The organism is Salipiger sp. ABF4_146 (assembly GCF_056161345.1).
On the sequence record NZ_JBSWYX010000012.1, the window covers coordinates 20,304 to 32,952 of the forward strand.

Sequence of the window (12,649 nt, forward strand, 5' to 3'; positions counted from 1 at the left end):
CCGGGGGTGAATGCGGCGCAGCCGCAGAGGGGGCAGCGCCCCCTCCGGCGCAGATCATTCTGCCGCGCGCGGCAGCGAGACGACGCGGTCAGGCGCTGGCGCTTCGGTCTCTTCGGGCACCGGGGCGTCGAGGCTGACCGTGGTTTCGGGCAGGATTTCCGGCAGGATATCCTCTAGCTCGTCGACCAGCCGGGCAAGCTGCGCCTGCGCAATCGACTCGTCCAGCTCCAGCCGCTCGTGCCAGCGCCGGATCTCGACAGCGGCGGTCTTCGCCTTCTCGATCCGCTGGTTGAAGTCCTCGACCTCCTGCTGACGCGCCACAAGAAAATCCTGTGCGCGCTGTACGTTGCGGTCGGAATAGGTGCGGGCCAGATCGCGCGAGACGTGGCTCATCTGCGCCGCAACCTCGAGCACCGAAGGCTCTAGTTCGGCCAGATCGGGGTGGTCGCGCAGGTAGGCGATACGCTCACGCACCGAATCGAACTCCGATTGCAGCTTGAACACACCCTCGCGGTCGGCACGATGCGACAGGGTATAGGCACGGGCAATGTCGCGCATACCGATCTGGAAGGATCGATGCGAGCGCTCCAGCGCCATGACATGCGCCGCGTTGGGCAAAAAGGACATCAGCACAAGGGCAATGCCGGAAAGGCCGCATTGCACCCAGACACCCGCGTTTTCAAGCGGTTGACCACCAATACTCAGATCGACTTCAAGCCAGGGAGCGAGCCCGGCCGCAGCGGCGCCTGTCCAGATAAGTAAAGCGAGACCGATAACGCCCACAGTGATGAACGCCAGCCTTTGCAGGATGTAGTGCAGGGCGAGACCTGCGTCGCGAAGTTGGGACACCATGCGGGGGACTCCCAAAGAAAAGCCAAAGAATGAACCGTTTGTGATTAGAATAGGTCGAGTGTACCGAAAGGAGAGGAAAAAGTTAACTTTAATGAGATCGCCACTTGCAAGGTGCAACAATCAAAGTGGCAGAATTGCAATTGTTCCCGAAAAACTTTACCCCTCAGAGGGGTAAAAGGCGTGTTTAATGCAGTTCCTAGGGTGAAATTAACCTGATCTTTTTTATCAGGCTGCTCAGAAAAACTTTCAGATCTTTCTCAATCCGCGTCGCTGGGGAGCGGCCTCGCGGCCGGTCCGCGGCTCTCGGAAAGGCCGACGACCAGCGCGGCAAGCACGCAGAATGTGAAAAGATAGAGGCCCCATCCGGTCTCGATGCGGCCGACCCCCATGCCTTTGACCACCGTCACATAGACCGCCACCAGAAATATGTCGGCCATGGCGAGCTTGCCCAGAGCGTTGATCAGCGGCAGGCGGCGGCGCGGCAGATGGCCGAACTGGATCAATGCGAGGCCACCAACCTTCACCATCGGAGCCACCAGCGCGAAGAGCACGACGATGAGCGCAAGGAAGATGTCGCTGTGCCAAAGCGCCGCGATGCCGGACAGCACGCTGATTTCCGACAGCGCGAACAGCGGCAGCACCCCGGCGCGCATCAGCGGCGCGGTCCAGGCGATCGGGTACAGCAGCAGGAGGGCGAGATTGGTGTATTTCAGCATGGGCGGCAGAGATGGGTCTCAGGGAGGAGTCTCAGGGAGGGGGCGCTGCCCCCTCTGCGGCTGCGCCGCATTCACCCCCGGCGTATTTGCAAAGAGAAGAAGCGGCGGGCGGTCAGACGTATCGGGTGGCAAGCCAGAGGGCGGCGAGGGCGATGAACAGCACCATATGCGCCGCATCTATCCAGCGCCAGCGGGGGCCCGGCAGGGCGGCGCTCAGCGCCAGCGGGGCGGAGGCCAGCAGCAGCGCCGGCAGACCCTGACCGAGGTTCAGGGCGCGCGACAGCGGCGGGTAGAGCGCTGTGTGCGTCAATTGCAGCGCCGGAGCGATGTTGCCGAAGAGCACAAGCGCCGCCAGCAGCAGCGAGGGCAGCGCGGCGAGTTGCGCCGGCCCCCGGGCCACCAGCGCGCGCAGCAGTGCCAGAAGGCCAAGCGCCATCGGGTAGCCGAAACTTTTCAGGACGATGAAGGAGAGAAGAAGTGGAGTGGGCTCGAAGAGGGGCATCGCACGGCCTGTGTTAGACGGGCTGCATCATATCGGCGCTATCGTAGGGTCTCGATCGGACCGTGGCTATGGCCGTGAATGAATTGCTGCAGGTAAGGGTCTGTGGCCGCCTCCATCTCGGCGATCGGGCCGGTCCAGCGGACCTTGCCGCCGTGTAGCATGGCCACATGGTCGGCGATGGCGCGCACCGAGGTCATATCGTGGGTGATGGTCAACGCGGTGACGCCCATCTCGGTGACGATCTCGCGGATCAGCTCGTTGATCACCCCGGCCATGATCGGATCGAGCCCGGTTGTCGGCTCGTCGAAGAAGATGATCTCGGGATCGGCGGCGATGGCGCGGGCAAGGCCGACGCGTTTCTGCATGCCACCCGAAAGCTCGGCGGGCAGCCGGTCGGCGACCTCGGCGCCAAGGCCGACGCGGGCGAGCTTTGCGATGGCGATCTCGCGCGCCTCGCGGCGGGGGCGGCGCAGCTTGCCGCGCAGCAGCCGAAAGGCGACGTTCTGCCAAACCGGCAGCGAGTCGAAGAGCGCCGCGCCCTGAAACAGCATGCCGAAGCGCGGCATCAGCGCGTCGCGGGGGCCATGGGTGATGTCTTGTCCGTCCACGTCGATGCGGCCGCCGTCGGGCCGGGTCAGCCCGAGGATGCATTTGAGCAACACAGATTTGCCGGTGCCGGAGCCGCCGATGATCACCATCGAGTTGCCCGTCGGCACGTGCAGGTCGACACCGCGCAGCACCGGCGTTCCGTCAAAGCTCTTGTGCAGGTTGGTCAGAGTGATCATGCCGAGAAGAACACCCCCGTCAGCAGGAAGTTCGCGGCGAGGATAAGGATCGCGGCGGCCTCGACCGAAGCTTTGGTGGCGCGGCCCACGCCCTGCGCGCCGCGGCCCGAGTGCATGCCGTAATAGCAGCCGAGCAGCGCCGCGATGCCGCCAAAGGCGGCGCCCTTCGCCAGCGACGAGAGCACGTCGAGCGGTTCGAGGAAATCGAGCGTGTTCTGCAGGTAGGCCACCGGGGTGAAGCCCAGCGAACTGGTCGCCACGGCATAGCCGCCCGCGATGCCGATCACGTCTCCCACCGCGACCAGCAGCGGCACCGTCATTAGCGCCGCCAGCAGCCGCGGCGCGACGAGGTATTTCATCGGATCGGTGGACAGGGTGACCAGCGCGTCGATCTGCTCGGTCACCTTCATCGTGGCGATCTCGGCGGCGATCGACGAGGTCACGCGCGCGGCGATCATCAGCCCCACCAGCACTGGCCCCAGTTCGCGCACCATGCCGATGGCGACGATCTGCGGCACCACAGCCTCGGCGTTGAAGCGCGCTCCGCCCGAGTAGATCTGCAGCGCCAGCGCGCCACCGGTGAACACCGCCGTCATGCCCACCACCGGCAGCGACAGCCAGCCCACGTGCAGCAGCGCCTGCAGGACCTCGCGGCCATAAAAGGGCGGGCGCAGGATGTGGCTGAGGGCCGACAGGCTAAACAGCGTCAGCCGTCCCGCCGAGGCCAGTGCCCGCAGCACGCCACGGCCGAGCGCCCCAAGCGGCGCGACGACCGCCGCGGCGAGGATGGCGCCAAGGCTCATTCGCCGCGGTAAACCCGCGCGTAGCGGTTGCCGAGCGAGGTGAGGATCTCGTAGCCGATGGTGTCGATATGGTTGGCCAGATGATCGACGGTCTGGTGCGGGCCCAGCAGCTCGAGCGTCTCGGGCACCTTGTCGACCGCACTGACATCGACGGTGATCAGGTCCATGGAGATGCGGCCCAGCAGCTTGCAGCGGGTCTCGCCGGCCCAGAGATAGGTCTTTGGGGCGAGGGCGCGGATCAGGCCGTCGGCGTAGCCCGCGGAGATCGTCGCCACCTTCATCGGCGCGCGGGCGACGAAGGCATTGCCATAGCCCACCGACTCGCCGGTTTTCACCTCGCGCGTCTGGATCACCGGGATGTGCAGCGCGGCGACGCGTTGCGCGTCTTTGAACGGCAGGCCGCCGTAGAGGCCAATGCCGGGGCGGGTGACATCGAAATGATAGTCGCGGCCCAGCAGGATTCCGCCCGTCGCGGCGAGCGAGCGCGGCGCGTCCAGCCCGTCGGTCATTTCGCGGAAATTGCGCAGCTGGTGAGCGTTCATGCCGTGGTTCGGCTCGTCGGCGCAGGCCAGATGCGACATGATCAGCCGCGGCTTTTGCTTCATCGCAACGTCGCGCAGCGCCAGCCATTCGTCGGCCTCGAAGCCGAGCCGATTCATGCCGCTGTCGAGCTGCACGCCGAAGGGGTGGCCGGGCAAGCTTTCCACGTGGCGCAGCATCTGGTCGATCGAGTTGATCATCGGGATCAGATCTGCGCCCTGGATCAGCGCCGCGTCGCCCGCCATGTGGCCGCCAAAGACGTTGATCTCGACGCCGTCCCCCAGCGTCTTGCGCAGTTCGGCGCCTTCCTCGCAGGTGGCGACGAAGAACCGCCGCGCGCCTTCGCGCGCCAGCATCGGCGCGACGCGGTCGGCGCCGAGACCGTAAGAGTTTGCCTTGACGACCGCCGCAGTCTCGCAATCGGAGAGGGCGTCGAGAGCGCGCCAGTTGGCGCGGATCGCATCGAGATCGATGGTGAGCTGTGCCTGTGCCATGGCGCGTTGATTGCCGGGCAGGCGCGGAGCGTCAAGAGGGAAAGCGCCGCTGGGGGCGGTGTCGGCGCCGGGCTGTGGGCGCGACGTCTCTGGCGCGGGGAAAGCGGGGGTTTCACACCCCCGCACCCCCGTGGGATATTTGCGTCTAGACGAAGAGGCTGGCGCTGGACGCTGTGGCGGGCTTTAGAACGTGTCGCCGTCGCCGTTCTGCCAAGGGCGCACGAGGTTGCCGAAGCGGGTGAACCGGCCCTCGAAGCTCAGTTCCACCGTGCCGATCGGGCCGTGGCGCTGCTTGCCGATGATCACCTCGGCCTTGCCGTGCAGACGCTCCATGCGTTCCTGCCAGGCGGCCATTTCGTCGAGCCGGTCGTCCGATGGCTTTTCGCGCTCGACGTAATATTCCTCGCGGAACACGAACATCACCACATCGGCGTCCTGTTCGATCGAGCCCGATTCCCGCAGGTCGGAAAGCTGCGGGCGTTTGTCGTCGCGGCTTTCGACACCCCGCGACAGCTGCGACAGCGCGATCACCGGGATGTTGAGCTCTTTGGCGATGGCCTTCAGGCCCATGGAGATCTCGGCGATCTCCTGCACCCGGTTGTCGGCGGTGCCGCGCACCAGCTGCAGGTAGTCGACCATCAGCACGTCAAGCCCGTGAGTCCGCTTCAGACGCCGCGCTCGGGCCGCAAGCTGGGCGATCGGAATGGCGGGCGTGTCGTCGATGAACAGCGGGCAGGCCTCGAGGCTTTTCGCGGCATCGACGAAGCGGCGGAACTCGGTCTCGGTCATGTCACCGCGGCGAATCTGCTCGGAAGGCACCTCGGCGGCTTCCGACAGGATACGCGCGGCGAGCTGCTCGGCGCTCATCTCGAGCGAGTAGAACCCCACGACGCCGCCCTCAATCGCGCCTTCGGTGCCGTCGGGGCGGGTGCCCTTCTTGTAGGCCTTGGCGATGTTGAAGGCGATGTTGGTGGCCAGCGAGGTTTTCCCCATCGACGGACGTCCGGCGAGGATCAGAAGGTCCGACGGGTGCAGCCCGCCCAGCTTCTTGTCCATATCGATGAGCCCGGTGGAGACACCGGCCAACCCGCCTTCGCGCTGGTAGGCGGCGTTGGCCACGTTCACCGCGTCGGTGACCGCGCGCAGGAACGACTGGAAGCCGCCCTCGGTCTGGCCTTGCTCGGCGAGCTTGTAGAGCGCCTGTTCGGCGGCGACGATCTGCTCGCGCGGCTCGGATTTCACATCGACCTTGGAGGCGCGGGCCGAGATGTCGCGGCCCAGCCCGATCAGATCGCGGCGCACCGCGAGATCGTAGATCATCTGCGCATAGTCGCGCACCGCGAAGCTCGAGACCGCGGCGCCGGCGAGGCGCGCGAGATAGGCCGGCCCGCCCAGTTCCTTCAGCCCCTCGTCGTCTTCCATGAACGCCTTCAGCGTCACCGGCGAGGCGAGGTTGTTCTTGGCGATGCGCGCCGCGGCAATCTCAAAGATGCGGCGGTGCACCGGATCGTAGAAATGCTGCGGGCCAAGGATGGCCGCGACCCGGTCATAAACGTCGTTGTTGGTGAGGATCGCGCCAAGCAGCTGTTGCTCGGCCTCGATCGAATGCGGCATCGTGTCGGCCTGTTCGACCTCGACGCCCGTGGCGTTGAATACGCTTTGATCGTTCATGCCTGTCCCCTTGGCCCATGTCGCCATGGCCCGACGTCTTATTGTCCCTTTGATGCCCCGCTGGCTCCCCCGAGTCCCGCAGGTGCCAGCGTCATACCGCGCCGCGGGTCACGGACCAATCTGGAAATCTCTGTGGACTGTTTTGGGAAAACCGGAAACGTGCCCGACCTCCCGCGCCTGCTCTGGTCGATATCGTAGCAGGATCGCGAAATTTCGCAACATTTGGTAGAAGGCTGCGCGCGGAGGGGAGGCCCCTCCGCGCCGGGAAAATCGGCTTATGCGCCGTTTTCCGCCTGCCATTTACGCGGGTCCTCGAGGAAGGCCTCGACCGCGGCCAGCGTCTCGGGCTCGAAGCCGCCACGCTCTTTGGCCTCGGCCAGCACATCGTGCCATGTGCACAGATAGTGCAGCTCGACGCCGTGATCGCCGAGCGTCTTCGTAGTCTCGGGGAAGATGCCGTAATAGAAGATCACCGCGGTATGGGCGCAGGAGGCGCCGGTCTCGCGGATCGCATCGACAAAGCTGAGCTTCGAGCCGCCATCGGTGGTCAGATCCTCCACCAGCAGCACGCGCTGGCCCTCGGTCATCTTGCCCTCGATGCGGGCGTTGCGACCGTAGCCCTTGGGCTTCTTGCGCACGTAGGTCATCGGCAGCGCCATGCGCTCGGCCACCAGCGCGGCAAAGGGGATGCCCGCGGTCTCGCCACCGGCGATGTTGTCGAAGGCCTCGAAGCCGGCGTTGCGCATGACGGTGACGGTCAGGAAGTCCATCAGCGTCGTGCGGATGCGGGGGTGCGAGATCGGCGTGCGGCAGTCGATGTAGACCGGCGAGGGCAGGCCGGAGGCCAGCTTGAAGGGCTCGCCTTCCATGAAGTGCACCGCGCCGATCTCCCAGAGCATCCGGGCCGTCAGCCGGGCCATTTCTTCTTGCGAGGGATAGGACGAGGGGATCATGGGGCAGCTCCTTTGAAAAACCGCGCTCGCCTTAGCGTGAAAGCGCGCGTTCGGGAAGGGCGCATCGCGCGCCGCCGCCCTGTTTCATTGTTCGAAAAAATACGCCGGTGGGTGCGGGGGCAGCGCCCCCCGCGTCTGTCAGTCTTCGACCCGCCAGTGCAGCGGCATGCCCGGGTCGAACACGGTCACAGGGCCAGCGCCGGTTTCGATCTTTTCGGGATAGGTGACCGGATCGCCTTTGGTCAGGGTCACCGTCTCTTCACTCACCGGCAGGCGGTAGAAGGCCGGGCCGTTCCGCGAGGCGAAGGCCTCGAGCTTGTCCAGCGCCCCGTCCTGTTCGAAGACCTCGGCAAGCACCGAGAGCGTATTGGTGGCGGTGAAGCAGCCGGCGCAGCCGCAGGCGCTTTCCTTGGCCGGATCAGCGTGCGGGGCGCTGTCGGTGCCGAGGAAGAAACTGGCATCCCCCGAGGTCGCGGCTTCGCGCAGGGCCAGCCGGTGCTCTTCGCGCTTGGCGACGGGCAGGCAGTAGTAATGCGGCTTGATGCCCCCGACGAGGATGTGGTTGCGGTTGATCACCAGGTGGTGCGTGGTGATCGTCGCCGCGAGGTCATCGCCGCCAGCGCGGGCGTAGTCGACGCCCTGCTTGGTGGTGATATGCTCCATGACCACGCGCAGACCGGGCGTGCTGCGGCGGATCGGGTCGAGCACGCGGTCGATGAACACCGCCTCGCGGTCGAAGATGTCGATGTCGCTGTCCACCACTTCGCCGTGCACGCAAAGCGGGATGCCGCGCTCGGCCATCAGTTCGAGCACCGGGCGCACCTTGTCGAAGTCGCGCACGCCAGAGGCGGAATTGGTGGTGGCCCCGGCCGGGTAGAGTTTCAGCGCGGTGATCAGCCCGCTCTCATGCGCCGCCGCCACATCCGCCGGGTCGGTGGTCTCGGTGAGGTAGAGCGTCATCAGCGGGGTGAAGCCGCTGCCTTCGGGCAGGGCCTTGAGGATGCGCGCGCGGTAGGCGGCGGCGTCATCCCCGGTCACCACCGGCGGGACGAGGTTGGGCATGATGATCGCCCGGCCGAAGTGGCGGGCGGATTCAGGAGCGATGCCGGCCAGCATCTCGCCATCGCGGAGGTGCAGGTGCCAGTCGTCGGGTCGGCGGATCGTGATCTGGGTCATGCGCGCGCAGTACCACGCCCGCGCTGGCTGGGCCAGATATCTTGCGCGCTGCGGCTGCATCCGGGAGCCCCCCCTCAACGGTGAAAGGGTCTCGGAGGCAGAAAGGGGGCGCTGCCCCCTCGGCGCGATGCGCCTCACCCCCACGCGTATTTTTAAAGAGAAGAAGGGTCCTTGGGTGTGGTTCGGACTTCTTCTCTTTCCAAATACGCACATCGGAGCATCGCGGCCAGGCGCGGCGCGAGGTGGTGCGCGCCGCGCCCGCCGCTCAGTTGCGCGTCGCGGTGAGCGCTACATCGACCGAGACATCGAAGCTCAGTTGATCGGGATCGGCCATGCTGTCGCCGATCTGATAATTGCGGCGGTCGAGCGTGGTACGGCCCTGCATCTGTGCGACGCCATCGTCGAGCGTCAGGTCGAAGGGCAGGGTGACCGGTGCCTCGGCACCCTTGAGGCTGAGCGTGCCCTGCGCTTCGTAGCCGTTTTCTCCGCGCAGGATGTCGGCGGCGAAAGTGGCGGTGGGGAAGTCTTCGGCGTTGAAGAAATCCGCGCCCATCGCCTGTTTGCTGACCGACCCGAGGGTCAGCGTCGGGATGGCGATCTGGACGGTAACCTCGCCGGCCTTGCCCGGGGTCTCGCGCGGCTCAAAGGCGATCTCGGCGGTCCAGTCGGCGAAGCTGCCGTCGATCTGGTTGCCCATTTGCACGAGGCTGATGCCGAGCGTGCCTTCGGTGACCTGCCAGTCGGATTGCGCCTCGGCCAGTTGCGGCGTTGCGGGGGTGTCTTCGGTTGAGAACATGCCCGCGGCTGCGCCGCCGCCGATCACCGCGATCCAGGCCGCGAGGGCAAAGGCGGCGGGGCGCAGCACCATGTGCGGCGCGGCGTGACTGCCGCCCTCGGCGCCGCGCAGCATGCGCGCCAGAGTGCCGTCACGGTCGATCACCGCGTGTTTCAGCGCCCCTGCCACGTGCAGCGCCAGCGCGCCGACCAGCAGCCATTGCGCGAGGAAGTGCACCGAGGCGGCGGTTTCAGCGACAGCGTCGGAGTTGGGCACGAAAGGCAGGTCCTGTCCGAACGGCCACAAAATCGGTGCGAAGCCTTCGGTGGCGGCATGTTCCACCCAGCCCGACAGCGGCACGATGACCAAGGTGGAATAGAGCAGCCAGTGCACGCTCTCGGCGGCCAGCACTTCGGCCCGGCGCTCAGGGTGCAGCGGTGTGGGCTTGGTCTGGGTCAGCGACCAGAGGATGCGGAACAGCGCGATGAAGAAGAGCGCCACGCCGATGGTTTTGTGCGCCGAGAAGAGCTGCGCCTTCACGGCGAGCTGGGCTTCGGTCTCCCAAGGGGCGAAATGGGCGATCCAGCCCAGCGGGATCATGATCAGGATGCCGAGCGCGGTCAGCCAGTGCAGACTGCGCGTGACGGCGCCATAGGCGGTCTTGGTGTTGGCGAGGGGCATCGGGGTCTCCGGGCTCGGGCTTCTGTTGCCGGTAAAGATTGGCGATGCCGCGCCGCAGCGCAATTTGCGCGGATGCACAGATCCCGTGCGCGTGGCAGAGCCTCCGCGTAAGTCGCTGATCAGTAACGGTAGCCGAGTGCCGCTTCGAGGTGCAGATCGAGGCGGCTGCGCAGAAATGCGAGGTCGGTCTCTGAGATTTGTTGCGGCGTGGACGGGCGCGGCTCGGGCACCGCAGGCAGAAAGCGGCTGCCGAGACGCTTGCGCACCGGGCGAAACGGCGCGTCTGCCTGGGGCAGGGCAAGCCCGTCGCTCAGCGCCGCGAGGAAGTCTTCCGGCGCTGCCTGAAGGGCCTCGAGACGGCAGAAGAGCAGCGCGCAGCCGCGGTTGAAGAAGCTCAGCAGCCCTTGCAACTTGGCGCGGCGCAGCGCGAAGAGGTCGGGGAAGAGCGCGCCGGTGAGCGGGTGGCGGTCGTGCTGCAGCGGCTGTCCCGCGCCGCCAAGCGCGGCGACCTGCGGGAAATAGCGCGGACGGTCGGCCACGCTGGCCCATTCGGCGCGGATAAAATCGGAAAACGGCAGGCGCTGCATGTCGGGCGGACAGTGCCAGGGGCGGGCGTGCATCGAGCGCGCCCAGCTGGCGGCGTCTCTGGTGACGCAGAGGATCAGCGTGTCTGCGGGGATGGCGGTCATCTGCGGGAAGCCGTGCTTCCAGCCAAGCTCTTCGGTCGGAGACAGCGGCGTGTTGCGCCCGATCAGCCGCTTGAGGAAATTGGTCCCAGAGCTGCGTTCGCCGAACACCTGATAGCGGGTGATGCGGGGGGGCTGCGGCGCGGGCAGGTGAAATTGCCAGCCGGCGGCGCGGAAGTCCTGGGTGATCATCTCGGCCTCGTGCTTTGCCGGGCACGATAGCGGCGGCGCGGCAGATTGGCGATTCTCTTTTCGCCACAAGGCGCTATGCTGAGACGTGCGCAGGCGCGCCCTGCCTGCGTGGCAGCAAGGAGATGACGATGCAGACCGTGGCCGCCGCCGTCACCATGGTGCGCGACGATACGTTCTTTCTGAAGGCGTGGCTGCGCCATTACGGGCGCCTGTTGGGGCGCGAGAACTGCTATATCGTCAACCATGGGCGCAGCGCCGAGCTTGCGGATCTGGCGCAGGGCTGCAATCTCGTCGGCATCCCCGGCGATCCGCATCCGAAGTTCGACATGAAGCGATGGCGGCTGCTGAATGGGCTGGTGAACGGCCTGCGCAGTTACTACCGGCATGTGATCGTCGGCGATGTGGATGAACTTGTGGTGCTGGATCCGGCCGAGGGCGGGCTGCTGGAGTTTCTCGCGCAGCAGCCGCTGCGCCGGGTGCTGACGCCGCTGGGGCTGGAGGTGATCCATCGCATCGATCGCGAGCCGCTTGCGGCGGATGACGGCATCCTTGGCCCGCGTCGGCATGTGCGTCTGGCGCCGCATTACTCGAAGCCCTGTGTGCTGTCGCTGGGCACCAAGATTGCGCGGGGTGGGCATTACACGCAGGCGTCGAAGCTGTTCACCCCCGAGCCGCTGTACCTGCTTCATCTGAAATACTGTGATTTCGGGCAATATGTGGCGGCGATGGACCGGCGCAACGCAGTGACCGAGGCGGTTGGCGTGGGGGTCAAACAGGCAGCGATCGGCCGGCATTGGTTCGCCGAGGCGCGCGGCGAAGATCGCGCTCTGTTCCGGGGATTTTCCGAACTGCCGATGGAGGCGGGGTTCGACTTCTCGGAGGTGCGCCGCCACATGCACCGCAGCTGGGCGCCGCGCGGCGAGACCGGCTATTGGCATTTCGAGCGGCGTGACGATGCGCGGCAATATTGTCTGCCCGACAGGTTCTTTGGCCTGTTCTGAGCCGCGCTCCGAGGGTTTGGGGTGAGGGTGTGTGAGTGGTGGTCTTTCCGGTTTCGGCTGGGCTGCGACGCTGGAGATCAGTTGCCGAGGGCGCTGACGAAGGTTGCGCCGCTGATTTCGAGGCCGGCGGGGCCGCGCACCGAGTTGCTGGCGGCGAGCACCATGCTGCGGGAGTTTTCGTCAAGCAGGCCGAGGCCGGTTTCGTAAACCTCTGCGGGTACCTGCGTCAGCGCGATGGCGGCTGCGATGCCGCAGACGAGGCTGAGCGAATTGCCGCGACGGGCAGCGCGGCGGCCAACGGCGCGCAGCAGGTGCAGCATCGCCAAAACGCCGGAGACGGCCAGCAGCGCGGCGAGCATGCCGAAGACATAGACGTGATATTCCTGCGGCAGACTGCCTTGCGCGAGGCTGGCTTCGATCTGCGGCTGATTGCGGGCGACGGCGATCACCACCCCGGCCCAGACAAATCCGACAAGTCCCGAAAGGATCGGACGTTTTGCCGGCGTTGCGGCGTGGCTCACTGCGGCTTGCTGCCCGAAGCGCGCGAACTGCGGATCGATGCGTTTGACGCGCGCATCAAAGTCGGCCTGGGTCATCTTGCGGATAGCGTAGGCTCTCATTGCTTCCTAGCTCCTTCTGCCAGATTCATGCCGGCTTTCTGCCGACCGGGGCGGTCGTGACGCTCCCGTTAGAATCGACGGTAGGAATGGATTGTGGCGAAATGTGGCGGCGAATATGGCTCGGAACGGATATCTTCTTGGCGAAACTGGCGATCCGTTCGGGCGCTGCACCTATCCCTTCGGATTGGAGTGCGTTAAAAAG

13 protein-coding genes are annotated in these 12,649 nt (G+C 66.0%); 1 reads left to right on the top strand and 12 read right to left on the bottom strand.

Going from position 1 to position 12,649, the window contains the following annotated elements:
* Positions 1-54 precede the first annotated feature (54 nt).
* The 11 genes from ACXAJT_RS17485 to ACXAJT_RS17535 all read right to left on the bottom strand — a co-directional run bounded on the left by ACXAJT_RS17485 (position 55) and on the right by ACXAJT_RS17535 (position 10,826).
* Entirely contained in the window at positions 55-852 is a 798-nt protein-coding gene (locus ACXAJT_RS17485) for a DNA repair protein (protein ID WP_475237292.1), read from the bottom strand.
* A 257-nt stretch (positions 853-1,109) separates the two neighbouring features.
* Positions 1,110-1,568, bottom strand: coding sequence for a paraquat-inducible protein A (locus tag ACXAJT_RS17490; protein WP_475237293.1), 459 nt, complete (start codon positions 1,566-1,568; stop codon positions 1,110-1,112).
* A 112-nt stretch (positions 1,569-1,680) separates the two neighbouring features.
* Entirely contained in the window at positions 1,681-2,070 is a 390-nt protein-coding gene (locus tag ACXAJT_RS17495) for a hypothetical protein (protein WP_475237295.1), read from the bottom strand.
* 38 nt (positions 2,071-2,108) lie between these two features.
* A complete protein-coding gene (locus tag ACXAJT_RS17500) occupies positions 2,109-2,855 on the bottom strand; it encodes an ABC transporter ATP-binding protein (protein WP_475237296.1) in 747 nt (248 codons plus the stop codon).
* Positions 2,852-3,658 carry an MlaE family ABC transporter permease gene (locus ACXAJT_RS17505; protein ID WP_475237297.1) on the bottom strand — a complete coding sequence of 269 codons (807 nt, stop codon included), beginning with the start codon at positions 3,656-3,658 and terminating at the stop codon, positions 2,852-2,854. The genes ACXAJT_RS17500 and ACXAJT_RS17505 overlap by 4 nt, the downstream gene beginning before the upstream one ends.
* Positions 3,655-4,692: an alanine racemase gene (alr, locus tag ACXAJT_RS17510; RefSeq protein ID WP_475237298.1), complete on the bottom strand. Its 1,038-nt coding sequence runs from the start codon at positions 4,690-4,692 to the stop codon at positions 3,655-3,657. Before alr ends, ACXAJT_RS17505 begins: the two co-directional genes overlap by 4 nt.
* Positions 4,693-4,875: 183 nt before the next feature.
* Positions 4,876-6,363 (bottom strand): replicative DNA helicase, encoded by a 1,488-nt coding sequence (locus tag ACXAJT_RS17515; RefSeq protein WP_475237300.1) that lies wholly within the window; start codon positions 6,361-6,363, stop codon positions 4,876-4,878.
* 275 nt (positions 6,364-6,638) lie between these two features.
* Positions 6,639-7,316 carry an orotate phosphoribosyltransferase gene (locus tag ACXAJT_RS17520; protein WP_475237301.1) on the bottom strand — a complete coding sequence of 226 codons (678 nt, stop codon included), beginning with the start codon at positions 7,314-7,316 and terminating at the stop codon, positions 6,639-6,641.
* Positions 7,317-7,454: 138 nt separating this feature from the next.
* Positions 7,455-8,492: a dihydroorotase gene (gene pyrC, locus ACXAJT_RS17525; RefSeq protein ID WP_475237302.1), complete on the bottom strand. Its 1,038-nt coding sequence runs from the start codon at positions 8,490-8,492 to the stop codon at positions 7,455-7,457.
* Positions 8,493-8,757: 265 nt separating this feature from the next.
* Positions 8,758-9,948, bottom strand: a complete 1,191-nt coding sequence (locus ACXAJT_RS17530; protein WP_475237303.1) for a cytochrome b/b6 domain-containing protein — start codon at positions 9,946-9,948, stop codon at positions 8,758-8,760.
* Between the two features lie 119 nt (positions 9,949-10,067).
* Positions 10,068-10,826 (bottom strand): hypothetical protein, encoded by a 759-nt coding sequence (locus ACXAJT_RS17535; protein ID WP_475237305.1) that lies wholly within the window; start codon positions 10,824-10,826, stop codon positions 10,068-10,070.
* A 128-nt stretch (positions 10,827-10,954) separates the two neighbouring features.
* Here ACXAJT_RS17535 and ACXAJT_RS17540 point away from each other — a divergent pair, with 128 nt between their 5' ends.
* Positions 10,955-11,827 carry a glycosyltransferase family 2 protein gene (locus ACXAJT_RS17540; protein ID WP_475237306.1) on the top strand — a complete coding sequence of 291 codons (873 nt, stop codon included), beginning with the start codon at positions 10,955-10,957 and terminating at the stop codon, positions 11,825-11,827.
* A 77-nt stretch (positions 11,828-11,904) separates the two neighbouring features.
* Here ACXAJT_RS17540 and ACXAJT_RS17545 read toward each other — a convergent pair whose 3' ends face one another.
* Entirely contained in the window at positions 11,905-12,447 is a 543-nt protein-coding gene (locus ACXAJT_RS17545) for a hypothetical protein (protein ID WP_475237307.1), read from the bottom strand.
* Between the last annotated feature and the right edge of the window lie 202 nt (positions 12,448-12,649).